General features: G+C 61.4%; 22 protein-coding genes. 12 read left to right on the forward strand and 10 right to left on the reverse strand.

The window, feature by feature from the left end; translation table 11 throughout:
* Positions 1-311: 311 nt before the first annotated feature.
* A complete protein-coding gene (locus tag ACFE72_RS12800; protein WP_375413470.1) occupies positions 312-1,358 on the forward strand; it encodes an acyltransferase family protein in 1,047 nt (348 codons plus the stop codon).
* A 59-nt stretch (positions 1,359-1,417) separates the two neighbouring features.
* On the opposite strand, the gene ACFE72_RS12805 is transcribed toward ACFE72_RS12800, so the two are convergent.
* The 4 genes from ACFE72_RS12805 to ACFE72_RS12820 all read right to left on the reverse strand — a co-directional run bounded on the left by ACFE72_RS12805 (position 1,418) and on the right by ACFE72_RS12820 (position 6,971).
* Positions 1,418-3,961, reverse strand: a complete 2,544-nt coding sequence (locus tag ACFE72_RS12805) for an HWE histidine kinase domain-containing protein (protein WP_375413471.1) — start codon at positions 3,959-3,961, stop codon at positions 1,418-1,420.
* Positions 3,958-4,557, reverse strand: a complete 600-nt coding sequence (locus ACFE72_RS12810; protein WP_375413472.1) for a biliverdin-producing heme oxygenase — start codon at positions 4,555-4,557, stop codon at positions 3,958-3,960. The genes ACFE72_RS12805 and ACFE72_RS12810 overlap by 4 nt, the downstream gene beginning before the upstream one ends.
* 172 nt (positions 4,558-4,729) lie before the next feature.
* Entirely contained in the window at positions 4,730-5,827 is a 1,098-nt protein-coding gene (locus ACFE72_RS12815) for a DUF2778 domain-containing protein (RefSeq protein WP_375413473.1), read from the reverse strand.
* A gap of 328 nt (positions 5,828-6,155) precedes the next feature.
* A complete protein-coding gene (locus ACFE72_RS12820; RefSeq protein ID WP_375413474.1) occupies positions 6,156-6,971 on the reverse strand; it encodes a transglutaminase family protein in 816 nt (271 codons plus the stop codon).
* 269 nt (positions 6,972-7,240) lie between these two features.
* Here ACFE72_RS12820 and ACFE72_RS12825 point away from each other — a divergent pair, with 269 nt between their 5' ends.
* The 3 genes from ACFE72_RS12825 to ACFE72_RS12835 all read left to right on the forward strand — a co-directional run bounded on the left by ACFE72_RS12825 (position 7,241) and on the right by ACFE72_RS12835 (position 8,057).
* Positions 7,241-7,507 (forward strand): hypothetical protein, encoded by a 267-nt coding sequence (locus ACFE72_RS12825; RefSeq protein WP_375413490.1) that lies wholly within the window; start codon positions 7,241-7,243, stop codon positions 7,505-7,507.
* Positions 7,504-7,800 (forward strand): hypothetical protein, encoded by a 297-nt coding sequence (locus ACFE72_RS12830; protein WP_375413475.1) that lies wholly within the window; start codon positions 7,504-7,506, stop codon positions 7,798-7,800. Before ACFE72_RS12825 ends, ACFE72_RS12830 begins: the two co-directional genes overlap by 4 nt.
* Positions 7,801-7,877: 77 nt before the next feature.
* Complete coding sequence (locus ACFE72_RS12835) at positions 7,878-8,057, forward strand: hypothetical protein (protein ID WP_375413491.1); 180 nt, start codon at positions 7,878-7,880, stop codon at positions 8,055-8,057.
* 60 nt (positions 8,058-8,117) lie between these two features.
* On the opposite strand, the gene ACFE72_RS12840 is transcribed toward ACFE72_RS12835, so the two are convergent.
* Positions 8,118-9,623 carry a glycosyltransferase family 39 protein gene (locus tag ACFE72_RS12840; RefSeq protein ID WP_375413476.1) on the reverse strand — a complete coding sequence of 502 codons (1,506 nt, stop codon included), beginning with the start codon at positions 9,621-9,623 and terminating at the stop codon, positions 8,118-8,120.
* A gap of 7 nt (positions 9,624-9,630) precedes the next feature.
* Positions 9,631-10,764: a glycosyltransferase family 2 protein gene (locus tag ACFE72_RS12845; protein WP_375413477.1), complete on the reverse strand. Its 1,134-nt coding sequence runs from the start codon at positions 10,762-10,764 to the stop codon at positions 9,631-9,633.
* Positions 10,765-11,029: 265 nt separating this feature from the next.
* Between ACFE72_RS12845 and ACFE72_RS12850 the strand changes: the two genes are divergently transcribed.
* Complete coding sequence (locus ACFE72_RS12850) at positions 11,030-11,590, forward strand: hypothetical protein (protein WP_375413478.1); 561 nt, start codon at positions 11,030-11,032, stop codon at positions 11,588-11,590.
* Positions 11,587-12,411, forward strand: a complete 825-nt coding sequence (locus ACFE72_RS12855; protein WP_375413479.1) for a DUF72 domain-containing protein — start codon at positions 11,587-11,589, stop codon at positions 12,409-12,411. Before ACFE72_RS12850 ends, ACFE72_RS12855 begins: the two co-directional genes overlap by 4 nt.
* A 105-nt stretch (positions 12,412-12,516) precedes the next feature.
* Here the strand turns inward: ACFE72_RS12855 and ACFE72_RS12860 are convergent, their stop codons facing one another.
* On the reverse strand, positions 12,517-13,488 hold the full coding sequence (locus ACFE72_RS12860; protein WP_375413480.1) for a Bug family tripartite tricarboxylate transporter substrate binding protein: 972 nt from the start codon (positions 13,486-13,488) through the stop codon (positions 12,517-12,519).
* Between the two features lie 158 nt (positions 13,489-13,646).
* Here ACFE72_RS12860 and ACFE72_RS12865 point away from each other — a divergent pair, with 158 nt between their 5' ends.
* A complete protein-coding gene (locus ACFE72_RS12865; RefSeq protein ID WP_375413481.1) occupies positions 13,647-14,108 on the forward strand; it encodes a DUF488 family protein in 462 nt (153 codons plus the stop codon).
* Positions 14,109-14,295: 187 nt separating this feature from the next.
* Entirely contained in the window at positions 14,296-14,958 is a 663-nt protein-coding gene (gene bcsS, locus ACFE72_RS12870) for a cellulose biosynthesis protein BcsS (RefSeq protein WP_375413482.1), read from the forward strand.
* Between the two features lie 257 nt (positions 14,959-15,215).
* Here bcsS and gcvA read toward each other — a convergent pair whose 3' ends face one another.
* The gene (gene gcvA, locus ACFE72_RS12875) at positions 15,216-16,199 is read right to left on the reverse strand and encodes a transcriptional regulator GcvA (protein WP_375413483.1); all 984 of its coding nucleotides are present in this window, start codon (positions 16,197-16,199) and stop codon (positions 15,216-15,218) included.
* A 772-nt stretch (positions 16,200-16,971) separates the two neighbouring features.
* Here gcvA and proC point away from each other — a divergent pair.
* Genes proC through solA form a run of 4 tightly spaced genes read left to right on the forward strand, consistent with a single transcriptional unit; the run spans position 16,972 to position 20,635 of the window.
* On the forward strand, positions 16,972-17,775 hold the full coding sequence (gene proC, locus ACFE72_RS12880; protein ID WP_375413492.1) for a pyrroline-5-carboxylate reductase: 804 nt from the start codon (positions 16,972-16,974) through the stop codon (positions 17,773-17,775).
* 7 nt (positions 17,776-17,782) lie between these two features.
* Positions 17,783-18,631 (forward strand): methyltransferase, encoded by an 849-nt coding sequence (locus ACFE72_RS12885; RefSeq protein ID WP_375413484.1) that lies wholly within the window; start codon positions 17,783-17,785, stop codon positions 18,629-18,631.
* A 28-nt stretch (positions 18,632-18,659) separates the two neighbouring features.
* Positions 18,660-19,589 carry an EamA family transporter RarD gene (gene rarD, locus ACFE72_RS12890; RefSeq protein ID WP_375413485.1) on the forward strand — a complete coding sequence of 310 codons (930 nt, stop codon included), beginning with the start codon at positions 18,660-18,662 and terminating at the stop codon, positions 19,587-19,589.
* Positions 19,590-19,615: 26 nt separating this feature from the next.
* Positions 19,616-20,635: an N-methyl-L-tryptophan oxidase gene (solA, locus tag ACFE72_RS12895; protein WP_375413486.1), complete on the forward strand. Its 1,020-nt coding sequence runs from the start codon at positions 19,616-19,618 to the stop codon at positions 20,633-20,635.
* A gap of 227 nt (positions 20,636-20,862) precedes the next feature.
* On the opposite strand, the gene ACFE72_RS12900 is transcribed toward solA, so the two are convergent.
* Together ACFE72_RS12900 and ACFE72_RS12905 are read right to left on the reverse strand one after the other, a co-directional pair.
* Complete coding sequence (locus tag ACFE72_RS12900; RefSeq protein ID WP_375413487.1) at positions 20,863-21,021, reverse strand: hypothetical protein; 159 nt, start codon at positions 21,019-21,021, stop codon at positions 20,863-20,865.
* A 12-nt stretch (positions 21,022-21,033) separates the two neighbouring features.
* On the reverse strand, positions 21,034-21,420 hold the full coding sequence (locus ACFE72_RS12905) for a DUF4189 domain-containing protein (RefSeq protein ID WP_375413488.1): 387 nt from the start codon (positions 21,418-21,420) through the stop codon (positions 21,034-21,036).
* Between the last annotated feature and the right edge of the window lie 370 nt (positions 21,421-21,790).

A 21,790-nucleotide genomic window follows, 5' to 3' on the forward strand; every position in this document is an offset into this window, starting at 1 on the left:
TTCCGGGCTCGCCGCTTCGCGTCGCCCCGGAATGACGGGGGGTGTTCGTGCCGGAAGGCAGGGCCCGGGGTCGAAGAAGTCGCCGCGATGGGACGCGGCGTCGCCGTGGCCACTGTTTCGCGGCGTTATCGGGAAATACTCCGCGGACGTTATCAAGGTACGCCGTTCGGCGTCCCCGTCCCTATCTCCTGATCGCGAGCGAGGTTTCCGAAACCTCCCCGTTCACGCGAAAGCCTTCGCGGGCGGCGATGGCGCTTGGCCCGCGCGGGCAATTGCGCAATCCTGTTCCGGACCGCAGGCAAGGACACCGCATGCTCCTTTATGTCCAGATCCTCCGCTTTTTCGCCGCGCTGGCGGTGATTGCCTTTCATGCCCTGGGCATGCCGCCGAACGGCTTTGAGGTCCCGGACAGCGCCGTGTCCTTTGTGCTGTCCTATGGCGGCCGCGGCGTCGATCTTTTCTTTGTCATTTCCGGCTTCATTATCTGTTATGCCGCCCATCGTGCAAAGTGGACGCCGGCGGAATTCCTGCGCCGCCGTGTCGAGCGCATCGTGCCGCTGTATTTTTTGGTGATCTTCGCCGCCACCATGCTTGCCATCACGCTGCCCGCCATCTTCGGCACGCCGAACTGGTACACGCCGCGCCATATCCTCAAATCGCTGGCATTCATTGCATTTACCGACGGAGAATCGCCGGTGATCGCGGTCGGCTGGTCGCTGGAATACGAGATGTATTTTTATCTCGCTACGGCATTGCTGATGGTGCTGACCCGCAACGTCTGGCGCAACATCGTGATGGTGTTTTCGGCCATCGCGATTCTCGGGCAGCTTCCCGGCGTCGCCGCAACCCTTGGGAATTACGCATTCTTCGCCGATCCGATCATCCTCGAATTCGTGCTCGGCGTCATCGTGGGGGACGCATTCGTAAATGGCCGGGTCAGTTGGCCCGTGCTGGCTGGGGCGGCCTGCGCAATCGCGGCACTGCTGGTGATGGATCCCGCGAACCGGGTCATCGTTTCCGGCATTCCTGCGACCGGTCTGGTCGCGGCCGCGGCCTGGAGCAGCCGCAGGCGCGTCGATCCGTCATGGCCGGAGCGTGCGCTGGCGCGGCTTGGCGATGCGTCTTACTCGATCTATCTTGCGCAGGTCGAGACGGTAACGCCGGCGGGCAAGGCTGTCGCAGGTCTTATTCCCGCGATCCCGCCGCTGCTGCTGCTCCTGGCCACAAGCTGCATCGTCGCGGCGCTCGGCCTCGCCCTCAACATCGTTGTGGAACGGCCGCTGCTCGGACTCTGCCGGCGCCTTGGCGCTTCGCGCCGGACCGGCGCAATCACGCCGCGCCACCTTCCAGCCGCCTGACCGCCATGCCGTTGTGCTCAATCCTTGAACGGGCCGAATTAAGACGCTGGCCACGTTTCCTACAGCATCCCCGCGTCCCGCATTATCGCCAGCGCGGCCTCCACCACCTCACGCGTATACGGCTTCTGGATAACCGGTACCGGTCCGAGTTCAGGCGGTATCGGTGCGCGTTCGCCATAGCCGGTGGCAAAGATGTAGGGTACTTTAAGCTCAGCCAGCCTCCGGGCGACCGGGACGCTGTTCTCGCTGCCGAGATTGAGATCGAGCAAGGCGAAGCTCGGCGTCGCGTGTTCGACCGCCTTGAGTGCGTCGCGTACCGACGCGGCGGTCTCGACGTGGCGCGCGCCGAGTTCGAGCAGGATCACTTCGGCGCTCATGGCGATAATCAGGTTGTCCTCGACGATCAGCGCGGTATCGGACAAACGCGGCGGCAACGGTTTTTCCGCCTCGATACGAACCGCCACGCCGGATGACGCCATCACCTCCACGTAATTGGCGGGGATCACGAAGCGCGCCTGCACGCCCAGCAGGTCGAAGCGCAATTCGGCGGTCCCTTGCAGGTCGAAGGGCACCGAACGCTCGATGATCGTTGTGCCAAAGCCGCGCCGTGACGGCGGCTGCACCGGAGGGCCGCCGCTTTCCTTCCAGTCTATGACCAGGCTGGATCCCTGGTCGACACTCCAGACGATCTCCACCTGGCCGGTGGAATCGGCAAGCGCGCCGTATTTGGCGGAGTTTGTCATCATTTCGTGGACGACCAGTGCCAGCGTGGCGAACGCCTTCGGGTCGAGCGCCACGTCAGGACCGCCCATGCGAATACGATCGGCGCGCGCACCGAGATAGGCGCCCGCTTCGGCCGCCACCAGCGCCTTCAGGGCAACCGGGGCCCAGTTCAGATTGGTGATCTGGTCATGCGCGCGCGCCAGCGCCTGGATGCGGCCGCCAAGCACGCTTGCGAATTCCTCGGTGCTTTGCGTCGTCTCCTCGCTCTGCGCGATCAGGCCGCGAACCAGGCTCAGGATGTTGCGAACCCGGTGATTGAGCTCGGCGATCATCAGTTCCTGGCGTTCCTGCGCATTCTTGCGTTCGCGTGCGGCAAGCTCGGCGAGCTGCAGGATCACCTCAAGCAACGTGATACGCAGGCTTTCGGCTATGTGCAGGTCGGCCGGGGACCACGGCGCCGACTGGCCGGCCACCACTTCCTGCCATAGTTCAAAGCTTTTGCGCGGCGTCAACCTCGGGCCGAGCGGGCCGCTGCCATAGGATTTTGCGGGGTCTCCGGCCCAATTCACCGAACGCGCAACTTCGCGGCGGAAGAAAATCAGGCAGTCGCTCGGCGCGCGGGAGATCGGGATCGCGAGGAAACCCGCGGCGCGGTCGCGGAACGATTCACCGGCAGCATAGACCTTGGCGATCTGCGCGCTGGCGCAGATGCGGCCGGGCGAGGTGCGGTTGATGAATGCGACTAGGTCCTTGACCTCGCTTTCGGTCGGCGTGTCGCCGGACAGCGTGATCTGCTGGTCGGACCATACCGCAACGCCATCGCATTCGATCATCTTGCGATAGTCGGCGATGAAATCTGCGATGGCCCGGCGGCTGTGGGCATGGCTTGCCGCGGCCTCAATCAGCCGCTCCTGGACCTGATGGGCACGCGTCTCATAGGCGACGTCGGCTTCGCGCTCGCGGCTTTCCAGGATCCAGGAAAACATCTGGCCGAACAGCTCGGAGGCGGTACGCCGCTCGAATGAGATGTGCCGGGGCGAATAGTGATGGCAGGCGAATAGCCCCCATAATTTGCCCTCGCGCAGAATCGAAACCGACATCGATGCTGCGACCCCCATATTGTGCAGGTATTCGATATGGACGGGCGACACCGACCGCAGCACGCTCATCGACAGGTCGAGCAGCGCGGCGCTGTGCGTGGAGATCGAGGTCAGCGCGACCGGCCTGGCGGTGATATCGGAAATGATACGAAGCCAGTTGCGTTGATAGAGGGTGCGGGCCTGCCGTGGAATGTCGGAAGCCGGATAGTGCAGGCCGAGGAACGGTTCGAGGCCGGCCTTTGCAACTTCGGCAATGACTTCCCCGGCGCCGTCGGGATGGAAGCGGTAGACCATCACCCGGTCGAAACCGTTGAGGATCCTGAGCTGTCGCGCCGCTTCCTGCGCCAGTTGCACCACGCCCTTGGTCTTGCGGACGCGGCCGAGCATCAGCCGTACCACTTCGCCGGAATGAACGTCAGGCTCGATAACGCTGGGTTCGGCTTCAATGACGAGATAGGCGCCGGAGAAGTGCACGGCGAAATCGTAACGTGGCCCGCCGTCCAGCAAGGCAATACCAAAGGCGCGTTCCACGGCGTCAGGATCCGCGAGGCAATCGGCGCGCGCGTGAATTGCATCCACCGCGGCAGACGACAGCACATCAGCCAGCGGCCGCTCCAGAATATCGCTCAACTCACGGCCGAGAAACGACGGTGCGTTTTCGGAAGCCATGCAGATCGAAAAGTCCGACTGCAACGCAAGCAGAAATCCCAGCGGCTGGATGCTGCCGGGAATATGGATCGGTTCACGGTCGCAATTGGTAAGATCTATTTGCTCGTTCATCGCTCAGCCGCTGCGCTCTGGAAAAGACCAAACGCGCGACGGGCGGCGTCAATGACGGCGGATTCGTCGACAATTGCCGAACGGTCTTCAAGAACGGTGAGGAAGCTCGACCAGAACTTGTGTGCGGCGCCATGACGAAGATAGTTTGTCGCTTGCCGGATCACGGGATCGTCTGACGTTTCCACTCCCTTAAGAAGATATCTCGCTCCGAGGCGAGACCCCTCAAGGACATACAAGGTGCCCAGCACTGCGCCCTCCTCTGCAAATTCAGAGCGCGGCAACGGGCGCGACGAACCGCCGAGAATCGCCAGATCGGCCATGATTGCTTGTCGTCGCGAACGCTGGTCCCAGTCCGGCAGGACGCGCCGCATGCCGAAGTCTTCAAGGCCGATCTCAAGCGGAATGAGCGCCGCAGCATTGCTTTCCAGAAAGCGGCGATAACCGGAGCGCGTCTGCAAATCGAACGCTGCGAACGTAGCATCGAGGCGCGCATGGGCATCGGCGGTTATCTCTTTCAACAGCCCGCGCATCCCCGCAAGCCGCGCGGGAGCATCCGACGTCACGGAGGACACCGTCGGACCGACAACTTCCGGCATTCGCGATCCTTTGGTGCCAGGGAGAAAGGCCAACCGCCAAGCGGGGATTGAACAGAACCCGCGCCAGCGCAAATGGTTCCGCGCCGGGAACGTTGCGCAAATCCGGAATGCGCTCCGGCATCATTACCTGAGGTTGCAAAGAGCGTTCACGGGCATCTCGAAGTGAACGCCGTCACTCCACTTTAGCCACCACCGCGAGCCGCTTGACCCCGCCGTTCCGATAAGCGTTCAGGAACGCATAATAGTCCTTGAACGAGACGCAGCCGTTGGAATCGCCGTTGGGGCCAAGCATATATGTGTGTGCCAGAAGCCCGGTGCGTCCGAATATCGCGTCCTCGCCGCCGACCGGTTTCAGGCGCAGCGCCGGCACGCCGTGGAACAGCGCCTCGCGCGGTTCCAGATCGTACACATGCGGCGGGGTAGCGCCGTGCATCTTGACGTGGACATAACGCGGATCGTCGAGTTTTGCGCCGAGGCCCGAATGTGCCTCGAGTTTTGTGCCGTCTGGCAGATAGACCGTACGTGCGGAGATGTCGTAGACCGCGGTCGAGCGGTCATACATCCCGCTGCCCATCGGGTTGGCCGCCTTGCTCAAGGTGGGAAAACCGACATCGCCAATATCGGCGGAGGCAAAAGCGAGCGCAGGTCCGGAATGCAGCTTGCCAAAGAGTTTTTCAAAGATCGACGGCTTGTCGGCCGAAGCGACCGACATGATCGCCTGCTTGGCTTTCTCGACCTCCCGGGTGGCCATCAAGCGGAGCGTCGAGGGGCGCGCGGCCGGTAACGGCACGCTCTGCGCTGCATGTTGCACGGGCGCTGCGAAAGCAACCGGCGCGGACTGCGCATCCGGAACATCGGGCAATGCCAATTGACGATCGGCCCCACGCGGCATGGCGGTCGAGAAGGATGCGGGCGGCGAGCCCAGCGAATAGGTCACGTCGAGCAGCGCCATATAGGTCTTGCGGATCGAATCCGGCACGTGTCGCGGAGCCGGCGCTGATTTTCGCACGACGCTGATTCCCTCGGGCGCGCCGAGCGCTTCGAAGCGCGCGTTGAAGGTTAGCCGTTCAGAGCTGAAGAGGCCGTCCGGCGCCACGCCGGAACTGACCGCGGTTTGATCGGGTTGGGAATGCAAGCCCTGCGAAGCGATGCTCCAGCCCAACCCAATACAGGCGAGCGCCACCGCGCCGAACAAAATGCGCGAGAGGGTTTTTCGGGATGAAACAGGGTAAGCCGTCGAATCGTAACGCGTGCCGGTTCCGTACGTCATTCGCCTCGCATCCCGAATGGTTCCACCTTGTTCCCTCTTAAAAAGCTGCCGAAGCGAATTCCGACAGCATCTCGCAAAGGCACGGAGCGGCATTAAGGCGACTTTTAGTTAAATGCGGATTAAGTGCGGGCGGATGTAAGGCAGATGGAACCAGAACAGTGGAGCGGCTCGGTCGGTTATGCTTAACATCGCATTTCGGCTGCTCCCAAAGCGCCGGCATCGATCTCGCCTCTGGGCATCTGCGATTTGCCATGCGAAACGGCACCACCCGCGGCTGCGACATGCAGCGTATCATGGGTTTCGGGGTGGGGACGACGAGGAAGGCGGGTCAAGCGCCTTCCTTCACCTCGTCCGTCCACACCCTGAAACTGACCAGCGTATTGGGCCCGAAAGTCTGCGTGATGGGCACGTCTGACGCATCGCGGCCTTGGGCGATCAGGACGCGGCCGATCCGCGGAATGTTGTTGCGCGCGTCGAAGGTGTACCAGCGGCCGCCGATGTAGGCTTCGAACCAGCCAGCGAAGTCTCCGGCGGCCCAGGGCGGCGGCATGCCGATGTCGCCGAGATAGCCGGTGCAATAGCGGGCCGGAATGTTCATGCAGCGGCAGAAGGCGATGGCAAGGTGGGCGTAGTCGCGGCAGACGCCCTTGCCCTCGTTGAAAACTTCCAGCGCCGTCATGGTCGCGCGCGCGTGCTCATAGCCGAATGCAATGTGGCCGTGAACGAAATCGCAGATCGCCTGCACCCGCGGCCAACCGGGCGTCGTGTTCTGAAACAGCCTCCAGGCGTCATCGGAAAGCCGGTCGGTTTCGCAGTAGCGGCTGCCGAGCAGGTAAACCAGGGTATCCGCCGGCAGATCCTCGACCGCGTGCTGGATCGCGGAAGGAACAACCACATCGGGCAGTCCGCTGTCGCGCACCATCCCATCGGCTGCAAGGTGCAGCCGGCCGGCGGGTGCGACGATTCGGCTGCACCAGTTACCGAAGCCGTCGCGATAGGGTGTAATCGGCACCGACGGGCTTGTGGTCAGATGATCGGGCACGATGACGTCGGACGCGCGGGTAAAATGCGTGCCCAGCACCATGATCATGGGGGTCGGTTGTGGAAAATCGTAGATCATCTCGTACCCGACACGAATCTTCATGCGGTAATTCCTGCTTCGGGCGTGCGGAGGGCAATATCGAAGCGGAGGCGCACGATTTGGCGCGACCGGCGGCTACTCAAATAGTCCAAGCGTCTTCACCATAGGCGACGAACCGCACTGAATTCAAGGCAATAGCTGCCCCTGTTCGATTCCGAAAAGCGCCGCTCCGCCCAAAAACAAATAGCTAATCCGGCCGAAAGAGCGCACGGTCGATCCATGTTCCACCATACGCAATTCCAGCTGCTGCAAATCCATGCAGGCAGGCGATGATGACCATGCGCTCGCGCCGTGAAACCATTACTTTCAAACATCCGTTCCGGATCAAGGGCATCGATCGCCTGCTCCCGGCCGGCGCCTACGAAGTCGTCACGGATGAAGAGATGATCGAGGGATTGTCGTTTGCGTCTTACCGCCGCGTAGCGACCATGATGATGGTGCCGGCGGCGGCGCCGCGCGCCTCGTCGATGGAAATGGTTTCCGTCCACGCCGCCGACCTGATCGATGCGCAGTGCATCGACGCGGACCTGCCTGGATGACCGAGACCCCCGTCGATCTAGACAAGCACCGCGGCATGGCCTCGCAAAAGGCCACCGACATACGGCGCGTGGTGGCGGAAGTCGAAGCCAACGCGAAAATGCAGCGCGACCGCCAGCGGATTCTTGAAAGCCAGTTGCTTGCGGCGCCGGCCAGCTCGTGGCCTGAAGCGGCTGCGAAGGCGCGCTATGTCCTCAACCTGTATGCCGGCGGTCTCGCTACCTCGGACACCCATCACCACGATCTGATCGCGGCCGTGCTGGCAGACTTCGCCCGGCTGTCCGATGAGAGATGAACGAAAACGAAAGCTCGCCCATCAATTCACCTCGCGCTGAAATACAAGGATCAGCGCTCAGCTTGAAAGCACCCCGCATGCAAAATCTCTCGCCCCGCCATGTCAAAACCGAAGAATCACTTCGCCTCGGCGTCGAATCCGGCTGGTACAGCACCAAGGTCAGCGGCACGTTTGTTTCCGGACCGCACGCGACCCAGGAAGAATGTCTTGGACGAATCGCAGAACTTGTTCCGCCGCCAGTGAAACGCAAATTCTGAAAGTACGGAATCATCTTGGGCATGCGCGCCATGGCTCGCATCCTGTAATAACGGCGCGAGCTACTGCGCAAGTTCGGGCGGCGGGGCGCGGTCGAACACGTCGCCTTTGGGGCCTTCGAGTATGTCGAGCTCGATGTTCTCGATCACCAACGGTCCGCGCTTGCGCTTGAGTTCCGCGACCTTCTCGACTCGCGTAAAGGCCTTGTTCAGATAGGGCTGCCCGGCCGCCCTCACCTCATCGACGTACAGCAGCCTGCCGTTAAGCAGGGTCGGATCGGGCTCGGGCCTGTCCGCCCAGCGGAAGCGCTGGCCGCGCTGCGCAACGCAGGTGCCCTTCGGCAGGTAGAATGTGAGCCAGCTCGTGGTGCCGTAGTCCAGCGCCAGCACGCAGGTCGCGCCCTCGCGCAGGCGCACGGTTTCGACCTCGCGCGCCAACTGAGGCCAGCCGACGCCGACGCTGCGCACAGTGGCATCGCGGCGATAGCCCGTGAGCACCCCGGTGTTGGCCTGCAGCACCAGCAGTGCGAACAGAAGGATGGCGCTCGGCGCCGCCCAGCGCAGGCAGAAATCCACGGTGCGCTGGCGCTGCGGATCCCACCGCGTCAGGTTGCCGGCAACCGCGGCGGCGATGGCGAACGCCGGATAGACCGGGCCGAACCAATTGGCCTCGACCCGCGTGTGCAGCGAATGCCAGATGAAATACAGCGTGATGATCCAGAACATCGAACCGACCAGTCCGCGCGCGCCGGCCGCTCCGGCATTGCGCCGAAGCAGCGCATAAAGCCCCATCGCGCCGAGGATAAATACCAGCGGCGTTGCAAAGGCGACCTGCGTCGGCAGCAATTCGCCGACATAGCGCAGCGTGAAATCCTCGATCCGGGCCCGGCCGAGCTGCTTGGTGAAGGAAACCCAGTGATGATCGGCGTTCCATAAGATCACCGGGGTGAAAATCGCAAACGCCACGGCGCCGCCGAGATAGGGCCACGGCGAAATCAGCCAGCGCCGCAACTTCGGCACCGCGATCAGCCACATCAGGATCGCCGGCCCGAAGAACAGCGCGGTATATTTGGACAGCAGCGCGGCACCGACTGCGACGCCGACCGCGAGCCACCAGGCGCCGCGCCCGGTTTCCAGAACCTTTGCCAGACAAAACAGCACAAAACTCGAAGCTGCCAGCAGCGGCGCATCCGGCGTCACAATCATGGTGCCGACGGAGGCCATCAGCGTGGCATTCAGCAGAATGGTTGCGGTCGCCGCCACACGCCGGCCGCCGAACAAAATCCCGGCGCTGCGATAAACCGCAAAACTCATCGGCAGCGCCAGCAAAACCGACACCAGCCGCACGCCCAGTTCGGTATCGCCGGCGATCAGCGTGCCGAGCCGGATCACCAACGCAACCATCGGTGGATGATCGTAATATCCGCCCGCAAGGTGCTTCGACCAGGTCCAGTAATAAGCCTCGTCGAACGTCAGCGGCGTATACGCCGCGCAAACCAGCCGCAGCACCAGCAGCGCCGCGATGGTCAATACCGTGCCACAGACAAGCCGCGCTTCGCCCGGGCCCATGCTGCGGTTATTGCCTGCGCCAGACGAACAGGCCCGACATGGCGTAATTCCACACCACGCCCATCAGCGCCCCGGCGGCGCCCGCCAGCCACCAGATCGGCTCCTGATCGTAGACCGAGAACGCCACGCCGACATTGGCAAGCAAGCCGACGCTGCAGACGAGGTAGAACAACAACAGCCCTCGCAGAATGCCGAAACCTTTCAGCCGCTGGTCGCGATAGGTCAGGAAATTGTTGAGCAGGAAGTTGCTGGTCATGGCGAGAATCGCACCGCAGGCCTGCGCCTCCGCAAACGGCAGATTGAATATTTCGAGTCCAACAAACAGCGCCGCGAGATGCACGAACAGGCCGATCGAGCCTACCATCGCGAACAGGAGGAAGCGCAGCGACACCACGTCATGCGTGAGCTTCGCCAGCACCAGGCCTACGAAATCCAGCGCCACCATGGAATCGAGCTTGCTCTCGCCATGCAGCCGCGAGCCGAATGTGTAGGGAATTTCCGTGATGCGCAGGCTGCCGCTGGCGGTCGCGACGATATCAAGCAGGATCTTGAAACCTTGCGTCGAGAGCTGCGGCGCCAGTTGTTCGAAGCGGTCGCGGCGGATCGAGAAGAATCCGCTCATGGGATCGGCGATTTCCACCCGCAGCACGCGCTTGGCGACTTCAGTGGCCAGCATGCTGGCGCCGGCGCGCTGCTTGTCAAAACTGTCAGCGTTGCCGCCTTCGATATAGCGGCTGCCAACGACGAGGTCGGCCTCGCCGCCTTGCAGCAGCGCCAGCATGCTGGGCAACTGGGTTTCGTCGTGCTGCAGGTCGGCGTCCATCACGGCGGCACACGGCGCGCTCGACGCCAGGATTCCCTCGATGCAGGCGCCGGACAGGCCGCGCCGCCCGATCCGCCGGATACAACGGACGCGCGAATCCTGCTGCGCCAGTTGGCGCACCACCTCCCAGGTACCGTCGGGGGAATTGTCATCGACATAGATGACCTCCCACGCGTGGCCGGCCAGCGCCGTTTCCAGCTTGTGGAACAGGGTAACGACGTTGTCGCGCTCGTTGAAGGTGGGGACGACGACCGATAGCTCCGGCGTCACAACGGCGCGCGGCGAGGCCCCCTGCCCCGATCTGATGGCTTCGTTCATGCGCCTGCGTATATCGCCGACACCCGACGATGCCAAGGCGCGGGAGCCAAAACACCGGCCCTGGAGCGGTTAAAGGGCCAAACCAGCCCAAAATGCCAACGACCACGAACAACAGGCGCGCGTACATCCGGCGCAGCCTTATCATTACGTGGTCGTCCCAGCGCCGGAGCCATGACGCGTCGACGTCGCCGTTGTAGCCTACATGAGGGTTGTGAGGACGTTCCGCAAGGGCGGGCGGCGCCTTCCTTGGCCGGAGACCTGGAACATGGATAGCGGGAAGAAACTGGTAGCCTTGCTCGGTAGCTCGGTCCGAACGCCTGCTCCGCTTATTGCGCTCGCTGCGACATTTCTTCTGGGGTGGCTTTTGTCCCACAACGGAGAAGCATTGAAAACTGCCGATGCGCCGATGCGCGTTGTTTCCCTTGAACTGGCCTGGCATACCGAGGTTGCCCAGCGCATCGTGAATTCCTGGAAAAATGTTCACCCCGTTCCGCAGATCTTATGGGATTTCCTGTTTATCGTTGCATACGCGTATCTGGTGTTTGCCTTTGGCATCACCGCGGCACGGTACGCAAATTATCGCAACCGACCGGTACTCGCACGATTCGCCGGGTACGCCGCCCTGGCTGCACTGTTTGCCGGCGCCTGCGACATCGTCGAAAATTTCGGCTTGCTTTGGATGATCGGGATGGACGCGCGACAGCCGGTGCCATTTATCACCTCGCTATTCGCCGCCTTGAAATTCCTGCTAATATCCGCGGCCTTTGTCGTCTCGCTAGTGACGTTGTTGTGGCCGGATTGCCAGGAAAAGAGAATGTGGAAATGACTAAAGCCGTCCATGCCGCTGCCGCGAACCCTGCCCATGTCTACATTGGCATCGGCGGCTGGACCTTCGAGCCGTGGCGCGGGGTGTTTTATCCGGAGAAGCTGGCGCAGGCGAAGGAGCTTGGTTACGCCGCCTCAAAGCTCACCTCGATCGAGATCAACGGCACCTATTACGGCTCGCAGAAGCCGGAGAGTTTTAGGAAGTGGGCGCGCGAGGTGCCGGACGGGTTTGTGTTTTCGCTCAAGGGCCCGCGCTTCGCCACCAACCGGAGGGTGCTGGCCGAAGCCGGCGATTCGATAAAACGGTTTTACGATTCGGGCGTGCTGGAGCTCAAGGACCGGCTCGGTCCGGTGCTGTGGCAGTTCGCGCCGACGAAAAAATTTGACGAGGCCGATTTCGGCAAGTTCCTGGAACTGCTGCCGCGCAAGCTGGAGGGGCGCGCGCTGCGCCATGTGGTCGAGGTGCGCAACGACAGTTTCTGCACGACGGATTTCATCGCGCTGCTGCGGAAATTCGAGACGCCGGTGGTGTTCGCCGAGCACGGCAAATATCCCGCTATCGCCGACGTGGTGGGCGATTTCGTTTACGCGCGGCTGCAGAAGGGCGACGATAAGCTGAAGACCTGCTATCGGCCGAAGGCGCTGGATGCCTGGGCGAAACGCCTTCGGATCTGGGCCGATGGCGGCGAGCCCGACGATCTGCCGCGGATCGACACCACCAAGCCGAAGAAGATGCCGCGCGACGTATTCGCCTATGTCATCCACGAGGGCAAACTGCGCGCGCCCGCCGGCGCGATGGAATTGATTGCGCGGGTGAAATAGCGCCGTATCCGGGATGCGGGTGGGGCATTAAGGCGGTGCGCGGCATCGCCGATCATGCCGCTCCGCAGGTGCCGCGCGCTGCGCTGCGTCGGCGGCCCGAGACGCTCAATCCAGCTTGATGCCGGCGTCGCGGATCAGTCTTGTCCAGGTCTCGTATTCGGAGGCTACGAAGCCGTCGAGCTTGTCGTCCGGCACATCCCAGGCTTCGCCGCCGCTCTTCTCAAAGCGTTCCTTGAGGTCGGGCACCGCGGCGCGGATCTCGTGGCGCAATTTTGCGATCACCTCGGGCGGCGTTTTTGCCGGCACAAAAATGCCGAGCCAGGAATCCACGTCGAGGCCGGACACGCCGGCCTCCGACATGGTCGGCACGTCAGGCGCCAGCGGACTGCGCCGCGACGACAGCACCGCGATGCCCTTGGCCTGTCCGGATTGCACATAAGGAAGTCCGGCCGCAATGGAGTCGAAAAACAGGTCGACGCGCCCCGCGAGCAAATCGGTGAACGCCGGCGGTGAGCCCTTGTACGGCACTTCCAGCAGCTTCACCCCTGAGGCTCTCATGAACGCGGCGGCCACCAGTTGCTGGCCAGTGCCGACGCCCGCGGTGGCTACCGAAATCGAGCCCGGATCGGCCTTGGCGGCCGCGACGATATCCTGCAGCGCCGCCTGCGGCATGTCCCGGCGAGCGACCATCACGTAACCGAACCTGTAGATCAGCGCGACGGGTACGAAATCCCTGCGCGGGTCATAGCCCAGCTTCGAATACAGCGCTGAATTGAACGCCATGTTGGAAAGCCCGCCAATCACGAGCGTATAGCCGTCGGGCTCGCTTTGCGCCGCGGCCTGCGTACCCACGACGGTGCCGGCGCCGGGCTTGTTCTCGACAAAGAATGCATGACCTGTCCGTTTCGACAGCGCGTCGGCGACATGACGTCCGACCATGTCGTAGCTGCCGCCCGGACCGATCGGGACGATGATCTTCACCGGACGGTTGGGATAGGCGGCCTGCGCCTGCGCCGGCCCGCACGCCAACGGCGCACCCGCCATCGCAATCGCTGCCAGCACGGCAAATCGAAACATCGGAAGAATCTCCGTAGCTGCGCCGGCCAGCGCTTTGTCGCAAACCGACTATGCGATATACCGCAAGCGACGGCAACGCGCAGCCGTCATTCCGGAACGCGCCGTTGGCCCGGGCCCGTTGTCGACGCTCCGGAATGAGGACGGTTTTGGATCGATGCATGGCACCTATCAAAAAGCTCTTCACCATCGGCTATGAGCAGGCTCCGCCCAAAGCGGTGCTGGACGAACTGGAAAACGCCGGTGTCAAACTGCTCGTCGATGTGCGCGCGGTGGTCTCGTCGCGTCGTCCGGGCTTTTCCAAGAACCAGCTCGCCGCCGCACTCGACGAGCGCGGCATCTCCTACCTTCATTTTAAGGGGCTGGGAACGCCGAAGGAAGGCCGCCTCGCCGCCCGCAGCGGCGACATGACCAGTCTGGAACGCATCTACGCAAAGCATTTGAAAACGACGCAGGCCAAGGAAGAACTCGACGAGCTGTCGTCACTGGCGATGAAGGCGGGGCCGGTCTGCCTGCTATGCTACGAGCGCGATCACCACCATTGCCACCGCAAATGGGTCGCGCAGATCATCGAACACCGCCTTGGCGTGAAAATCGAAAATCTGTTGCCGCTGCAACTCTGAGTATATGTCGCACGCTCACTCTCCGATCCTGCGCTAGACGAGCAATACCTACCCCATTTAATTCCACCCGGTGTCGTAGGGTTGGGGTCGGGTTGCCATGCGTCGGGGTGATGCGTTGCGTGCGTGTTGTGTCGCCGTCGCCGTGGCCTGTAGCGATCACGCGCTGGCACAGGCCCTGGAGCCGGATATGCCGCAAGCTGACGGACTGAGTGGCGGAACGAAGGCGGAGCGCGTCCTGCTCTATGCAGGCTTTGATATCTGGCGTTACGGCCGCACCGGTTACGGCGGCTTCTACTGGGCGCCGGACGGCCTGAACAATGATGGTTTTATCACGCGATTGTTCGTCTCGCGCGGTGTCGAACGCCATGACGCCGGCGCAGCGCGTTCAAGCACCGACATCGTGCGCGTTTCCCCGCTCGCCGGGTGGCGGTTCAAGCAGGGCACGCTTGAACTGAAAGTCTTTGCCGGTCCCGAACTTGAAAATCGGACTGCAACACCGGACGTAGCCGCTGCGAAGCTTCGCGGCACCTATTTCGGCGCCCGCGCCGCTGCCGAGTTGTGGTGGGAACCGATGCCGGAAATGATGCTGACGTCGGCGTTCTCCGCATCCACCAACGCCGCCAGCCACAGCGCCCGCGCCGCCGCCGGCCGGCGTGTGCTCGATCGGTTCTGGGCAGGTCCGGAAATCTCGGTATCGCGGGACGAGTTCAGCGCGCAATATCGCATGGGCGCCCACCTGACCGGATTCACGCTTGACGCACTCGAGTGGTCCGTTGCCGCCGGATACGTCACCGACAGCTATCATCGTAACGGTATTTATGGACGCATCGGCGTGCTGACGCGGCAGTAAAAATCGTTCTCCGCGACGGCGCCTGCCGGGAGATGGGCGCGATCCGTTGGAACAAAGCCGATGCCCACGCACGGGCTGGGAAGGATCGTCGTCGAATGGAGGGTGTTAGGGGGTTGATAGTTACGATTAAAGGCAATCGGCCAGACACCCGCTCGTCTCGTAATCCATACCGGCTTGTTTGACCAGGTTCGCAGTAACCAGGATAGTCGCAAGCCCGCGGCTATGATGCCCAGAGATTTTCGTTCAACGTAGCCAAGCTAACTGTCGCGCCTTCGCACCGTTGAAGCGGCCCGTCTTGTAAATGCCCTGACCTGCGCCTGAACACCGATCTCGGGATGGCCAGTGTCGGGAATGTTCCAAGATTTGATACCGGTGGCGAGAAACTCCCGAAACATTTTCACCTTCGCACAATCGGCATTGCCGTCGGAGCAGACGAGATAGTATCCGCTGTTTCGTTCCAGGCCATCGCCGAACGGCCGAACCAGACGACCGGACCGAACGTCTTCCTCAATCAGGATGTCCTGGCCGAGCGCTACGCCGAACCCTTCAATCGCCGCTTTCAATGCGAGATGCTCATCGGCGAAGCACAGACCTTTCGTAAGGTCCAGGCCGTCTATCTCCCGAGCAGCACACCACGTTCTCCAACTCTCGCGAAACTCATCGTGCAGCAGCATATGGTGCTGCAGGTCTTCCGGTTTCGCCAGAGGCGGGCCGCTTGCCAGCAGGCGAGGGCTGCACACCGGATCCAGCCGCTCCGGACGGATTAGCGTGCTCCGGAACCCAGGGAAATGGCCGGTTCCGTAGCGAATTACCGCATCGACCACGCCTTGGCGAACTTCCTCGAGCTCGATGGAGGAGCCCAGCCGCACATCGACATGGGGGTTGTTCCGCAAGAACAGCGGAAGGTGGGGAAACAACCACTTTACTGCAAATGCGGCTTGCACTCCGATCGAGAACACCTCTGCCGAGCGCTTTGATGCAATCCTTTGGGTGGAGTCCGAGATGATACTGAACGCATTTCGCAGCGCCGGCAAATAGGATTGCCCCGCCTGCGTCATAGCCAACGATTTGTGAAGGCGCCGAAAGAGCTTTACGCCCAACAGATCCTCGAGGGATTTCACGTGCTGGCTCACCGCACCGGCCGTCACGTTGAGTTCGTTAGCGGCCTGTTTGAAGCTGAGGTGGCGCGCCGAGGCTTCGAAGGCCCGCAGTGCATTTAGCGGTGGCATTCGATAGGACATCTGCTGTTTCCTCTCCCAATCGACAACGCAAGATTGCGAGTAGTGTGATCCTCTTATCAACAACTTACAATAGCATAATTTTTTAAGAACCGGCGCATTAGTCTTTCTGTGGACTATCAAACCGATATGACAGCTCGCTTCCACTGGCGCTTCTAGCCGTTCAAGCCTTCAGTCGCTGCTCGGTATCGGCGCAGGCAAAAAGCCGGGAGCGGAGAGTTAGCTACGACTTATCTGTTGCGTTCCGGCATTATCGGTGAATTCGGTGTAGAGCAGCGCTCGGCAATTCCGACAGAATGTCTGATCAGTTTTCCGGTCTAGCGGACGCGTTCCAGCATTCGGAACTGTGATCGTCGGGTAAGGATGGCCGCGATGGGCGCACCAAAGCTGCTTGAACCAGCGGATCATTTGCATCAATCCTAGGGCGTCATGGGTGATAACCGGACGGGAATGTCTCCACCATCGATTGCTCCGGAGACATTGAGCTTCGCCAACGTATGCCCAGCAGACCGGGGACATTTGCCATGGCATTCAGCGTCACTTCCGAGTCTCGAGGTAGATGACGCCGATTCATCAACCCGAGAAATCGACGGCATCGTCACCATCGCAGCGCTTCTGTCACGGTAGTTTTTTTGAGTGGCTTGCGGTGTTTTTCTGGTTTGTCGGGATCATGATTTGTCAGGCAACCTGCGAGGCTAGAGCAAGCGCAAAACCGCGCCGCAGGCAGCGGAAAATGAAAATATCGGAATAATCAGTGCCAAAACCAACTCGCAATGTGATCGTAGGTGCGGGCCATATGGGTCTGGCGATCATACGCGGGTTGCGTAATTCGCAACCGGAAGGCGAACTTGTTATTGTCGAGCGAAGCGAAATACGCCGCGCTCGGCTGCAATCCGACTTCGGGCTCTCGTCGACGGCAAATCTGGAAGCGGCGGTCGGCGATGCGATCGTACTCGCGATCCCGCCACAGGTTTTCCTCGATTTCGCGGCAACCGCGCGCGCTCGCATTCCCGAGAACGTTCCGATCATCTCGGTCATGGCCGGCGTCCGCATCGCAACCATCTCCGATGCACTCGGCGGCAATCAGGTCGTGCGGACGATCCCCAATACACCCGCGGAGATCGGCCACGGGCTGACCGTGTTCTACGCACCGCCGACCGTCACGCCCGAGACCCTTAAACGCACGCACAAGATCCTTTCGGCAATCGGCACGTCCATGAGAGTAGGCAGCGAGGAAATGGTCGACCCTGCAACCGCAATCTGCGGCGGCGGTCCGGCTTTCGTGAGTTACTTCGCCGATGCATTCTGCATATTCGCCGAAGCGCAAGGTTTTTCGCAGGACGAGGCCGTTCGCCTGACGACTGAGGTGTTTCAAGGCACCGCCCAGCTTATTGTCAAGTCTCGGCGCTCGCCCAGTGCACTTTGCCGAGAAGTTATGACGCCTGGTGGCACCACGGAACGCGGCATTGCAGCGTTCGAAGCTGGTCGGCTGAAGCTAGTTGTGCTCGAGGCACTCGCCGCGTCGACCGCCCGCTCGCGTCAGCTGTCGGATCAATTCAACCGAATCTCAACGACATGAGGCTTTCATGACGCCGATCGCTGCATACGATACGCACGCAATCTCCGCGCAGAATTTGCCAGCCGAAGCGCGCTATGACGTTTACCTTGGCTTGGGGCACCTCTTCTCTCTTGCCGACAATCCAGAAGTGTTCCGCGTAAGTGATGCCGGGCTTGCGCTCGGCTGCCACCTGCTCAAAGCGCTTCAGCACAGCGAACTGCAGGGTAGCATTCTGGACCTTGGAACCGGCAGCGGCGTACAAGCGCTGCTGATGCGCGAAATGGGAGCCACTCGCATTATCGCGACCGACATTTCGGACATAGCGGTAACGACAGCGCGAGCGAATGAGATACGCAATTTCGGTGACACGATCGTCTCTTACCGGGCAGGCAACCTGTTCGAAGCACTGCAAACGCGATGGGACAAGCGGTTTGACCTGATCGTTTTCAACCCTCCGGGCTGGCGTTCTCCGTCGGAAACACTGAAATCGAAGCTTCGCCACTCCGCCAATGGTCTCGATCTCAGCGCCATGTTCTATGGCGACGACGTGCTGGTCGAATTCCTTGCGCAGCTTCCGGGTCGCCTAGCTTCGGGCGGACGGGCGATCGTGGGTCTCAACTCTCTCGTGGGGATTGCGGACGTTCTCAACCGTGGCAACAAGAGACTGCAAGGCGATAGGCAAAAGCTGAGGTTCAAACTGCTGGAGCGCGTGGAGATCCCTTTATTGTTCTACACACCATCTTGGCAGAACGCGACGCCTGACTTACTCGAAGAATTCGAGCAATGGCGCCACGCGCACCGATCCGCGTTCCTCAGGGTAGGCAATCATTTCACTTGGTTCTACGAGATAACCGAGGTGGTGGTTGTCGATCTGTAACAACCTCTCACAACGAGGAACTAAATTGATGAATGACCACGAAAACACGACATCGAAGGGGATATTTTCAGCAACGTTCGCTTATTTCTTCTGGGGAGTATCAGCTCTTTACTGGCGTCTTTTAGGAGCCGTCAGCGCCCCTGAACTGCTAGCCTACCGCATTCTCTTATCACTTATCGTCCTGCTCGCCATACTTCTGCTTGCGGGCAATCTCGGCAGCACGATACGAGAGGCGGCGGTTCCACGAAACGCTCTGATTTATTCGCTTTCAGGAATTTCCATTGCGGTGAACTGGAGCGCGTTCATTTGGGGCTCGATCCACGGCCAAGTCGTGGAAACCGGGCTCGGTTATCTCATTGCACCGCTCTTAAGTGTTGCGTGCGGGACCATTTTCCTTCGAGAGCGCCTGACAAGAGCCAAGAGCGTAGCCGTTCTGATCATGATTGCCGCCGTCTTCCTCCTCATTATCAGAAGCGCCGAGCTCAATGTCTGGGTATATGCCGCGATCGCGCTGAGCTTTGGCTGCTATAGCATCCTCCGCAAACTCGGGCCACTTGGCGCGGTTCCCGGATTGGCCGTTGAAACGGCTGTGCTCGCCGCCGCTATCCTTATCGCATCCAGCCTCGGGCTAATATCTTTCAGCTACCCCCTCACTGCGCCCAACGGTCAGGTCGCGATCCTCCTCGCATGCGGTGTCGTTTCCATCATACCGCTGTGGTTGTTCTCCGTGGCAAACCGTGCGTTGCCGTTGTCGACCCTGGGATTCTTCCAATATATATTGCCGACTACACAGTTCATTCTAGCCGTGACGTTCTACAAGCAGGTGCTGAGCACAAACACCGTCGCAAGTCTTGTCCTCATCTGGGTGGCGCTCGGCATCGTACTGATCGAAGCTGCTCGCACACATCGACGTCGGTCTTCATCCCTAGCCGGCGTGGCCGTTCCCTCAGAAGTCTAGAAACCACTACAATGGGAGAATGCGCCATGATTGCCAGACCGACCTCCGACGCCGTCGTCATTGGCCTTGGGATCATGGGAGCCGCGGCGCTCTACCACCTTGCGCGCGTGGGGCTAAAGGTCGTCGGCATCGATGCCCGCGGCCCCTCGCATGTCGAGGGTTCCTCCCACGGCGACACGCGGATCTTTCGTCGGGCGTATTGGGAGGGAGAACACTATGTGCCTTTGCTCAATCGCGCCTTTGACGGCTGGCTTGCGCTGAACGAGGCGACAGATCAGGAAGTGTGTCATCGAACGGGTGGGCTGTTCCTTGGGTCGCCGAAAAGTGCGCTTGTCCGCAAATCTCTGAAAACGGCCCGGAATTGCGGGATCGAGCACGAAGCTCTGGACGCCACCGAGATCCGCGCACGCTTCCCTGCGTTCCAGATTGGTGACGATGTCGAGGGCGTGTTCGAACCAAGCGCGCTTATGCTCTTTGCCGAGAGCGCGCGACTGGCTTTCCTCCGGCTTGCCGTGGCAGCCGGCGCGACGATCGCTTATGGCGACCCCGTTACCGCCATCAATCGCAAGGGACGCGAGAGTCTCGCGATCGAGGGCCGCGGCTGGTCGATTCACTGCGGCAAGGCGATCGTTACCGCGGGTCCGTGGCTGCCGCGGCTTTTGCCCCACGATGTCGGAACATTATTCAGACCACAGCGGATTCCGGTTTTCTGGTTTGATCCGGTTCCGGGCAGCGCGACAAATTTCGCCGTCGAGCGTTTTCCGCTTTTCTTGCTTGAGACAACCGATGGCTCTCTCGTTTACGGATTGCCGAAATGGCGCGACGTTCGCGGCGGGGTAAAGATAGGCTTCCACAACAAGCAACTTTCCGACGTCGACCTGGACCAGCCCCGTCCACCCGCGCGCCGCGAGGAAGCCGACGAGTTGTGGCAAGCGTTCAATCCCACGCTTCCAGGGCTCGTCCGCGAGGCACGCGGCACCTCCTGCATCTATACGATGACGCCCGACGAGAACTTTATTATCGATCGATCGATCGATCGAGAATGAAGATGTTGTTTTTGCCAGCGCCTGCTCGGGACACGGCTTCAAGTTCGCGCCGGCGATAGGAGAGGTCTTGGCGCAGATCGCGGCCCATGGCCATTCCGCCGTCGATCTGGCGGCCTTTTCGCTCGGTCGCTTTCTAAGGGCGCCGCATAGGCTCTCCGATCTCCGATCGATGTCCGCAGGCTGACGCGGCGGAGGCGGGTGACGTCCACAGGAATAGTCTCGGAGCATCAGCCCGACGGCCGTTTGAACAGGCCGTGCCAGATCACCGCGGCGATGAAGGGAGCGACCATGAGGTGAGGAAACTGCGCCAGCGCCGTCGCGGATCCGTCGCGCGCATCGCAGCGGCGCCCGCTGTGCAGTGTTCCGCTGCGCTCAACCGATCCCACGCTATCAGGGAATTATCCCTTGGCGTCGCAGGCCCAGGCGCGGATGACGCATTCCTTGCCGCCGAAGTCGTAGCACTGCTTTGTCGCGGCGTTCAGCGACGTGGATATCTGCGGTTTGACGGCATAGCCGTGGGCGCCGCAGGGGTTGGTCATGTCGACGGCAAACGCCGCGCAGGCCCGCTTCATCGTCACCGTGGTGCACTGACCCTTGCATTGCTTGCGGGCCGCGGCGAGCGCACCTGCCTCGGCCGGATAGTCGAACGCCTGGCCATAGGCGCCGCATTTGCCCACGGCGAACGCGCCGGCCGCCTGTGCGAGACCGGCAAAATGCAGGCCGGCGTTTGCGAAAATCAAGGCAACGGCAAAAATCGCGCGCCGCGCGAATGCTGAAAACGTCAAGAGCCCCTCCCCCGAGGTGATGCCGGAGAGATTATCGCAGGGGTGTTTCTACTTGGTGAACGATCCGCGCCCCGGACGCAGCGTAGCGCCTAGCCCTTCGCGGAGCGGTCGCTGCAAAACCGGGGCGGTATGAAAAACAAATCTCCCGTCATGCGCGGGCTTGACCCCGCGCATCCATCTCTTCGCAAGAGTCTTTCAAAAGACGGATGGCCGGGTCAAGCGCTAACCGATTCACCCATCTCGTCATACGCGGACTTGACCCGCGTATCCATCCATCTTCGGAAGAGGATGGATTGCCGGGTCAAGCCCGGCAAGGACGACCTCCCCGTGTCCCGGGCGCGATGCGGCATTCTTCATGCCGCTTCGCAGA

It is taken from the genome of uncultured Bradyrhizobium sp. (genome assembly GCF_964252615.1).
Lineage (GTDB): Bacteria > Pseudomonadota > Alphaproteobacteria > Rhizobiales > Xanthobacteraceae > Bradyrhizobium.

Bases quoted from the DNA above. Each gene is read 5' to 3' on its own strand.
- ACFE72_RS12805 (WP_375413471.1), bottom strand. From the start codon at position 3,961: ATGAACGAGCAAATAGATCTTACCAATTGCGACCGTGAACCGATCCAT.
- ACFE72_RS12850 (WP_375413478.1), top strand. From the start codon at position 11,030: ATGGATAGCGGGAAGAAACTGGTAGCCTTGCTCGGTAGCTCGGTCCGA.
- ACFE72_RS12855 (WP_375413479.1), top strand. From the start codon at position 11,587: ATGACTAAAGCCGTCCATGCCGCTGCCGCGAACCCTGCCCATGTCTAC.
- ACFE72_RS12885 (WP_375413484.1), top strand. From the start codon at position 17,783: ATGACGCCGATCGCTGCATACGATACGCACGCAATCTCCGCGCAGAAT.
- gcvA (WP_375413483.1), bottom strand. From the start codon at position 16,199: ATGTCCTATCGAATGCCACCGCTAAATGCACTGCGGGCCTTCGAAGCC.
- ACFE72_RS12840 (WP_375413476.1), bottom strand. From the start codon at position 9,623: ATGGGCCCGGGCGAAGCGCGGCTTGTCTGTGGCACGGTATTGACCATC.
- rarD (WP_375413485.1), top strand. From the start codon at position 18,660: ATGAATGACCACGAAAACACGACATCGAAGGGGATATTTTCAGCAACG.
- ACFE72_RS12835 (WP_375413491.1), top strand. From the start codon at position 7,878: ATGCAAAATCTCTCGCCCCGCCATGTCAAAACCGAAGAATCACTTCGC.
- ACFE72_RS12865 (WP_375413481.1), top strand. From the start codon at position 13,647: ATGGCACCTATCAAAAAGCTCTTCACCATCGGCTATGAGCAGGCTCCG.
- bcsS (WP_375413482.1), top strand. From the start codon at position 14,296: ATGCCGCAAGCTGACGGACTGAGTGGCGGAACGAAGGCGGAGCGCGTC.
- ACFE72_RS12810 (WP_375413472.1), bottom strand. From the start codon at position 4,557: ATGCCGGAAGTTGTCGGTCCGACGGTGTCCTCCGTGACGTCGGATGCT.
- ACFE72_RS12815 (WP_375413473.1), bottom strand. From the start codon at position 5,827: ATGACGTACGGAACCGGCACGCGTTACGATTCGACGGCTTACCCTGTT.
- ACFE72_RS12800 (WP_375413470.1), top strand. From the start codon at position 312: ATGCTCCTTTATGTCCAGATCCTCCGCTTTTTCGCCGCGCTGGCGGTG.
- ACFE72_RS12860 (WP_375413480.1), bottom strand. From the start codon at position 13,488: ATGTTTCGATTTGCCGTGCTGGCAGCGATTGCGATGGCGGGTGCGCCG.
- ACFE72_RS12830 (WP_375413475.1), top strand. From the start codon at position 7,504: ATGACCGAGACCCCCGTCGATCTAGACAAGCACCGCGGCATGGCCTCG.
- solA (WP_375413486.1), top strand. From the start codon at position 19,616: ATGATTGCCAGACCGACCTCCGACGCCGTCGTCATTGGCCTTGGGATC.
- ACFE72_RS12825 (WP_375413490.1), top strand. From the start codon at position 7,241: ATGACCATGCGCTCGCGCCGTGAAACCATTACTTTCAAACATCCGTTC.
- ACFE72_RS12820 (WP_375413474.1), bottom strand. From the start codon at position 6,971: ATGAAGATTCGTGTCGGGTACGAGATGATCTACGATTTTCCACAACCG.
- ACFE72_RS12845 (WP_375413477.1), bottom strand. From the start codon at position 10,764: ATGAACGAAGCCATCAGATCGGGGCAGGGGGCCTCGCCGCGCGCCGTT.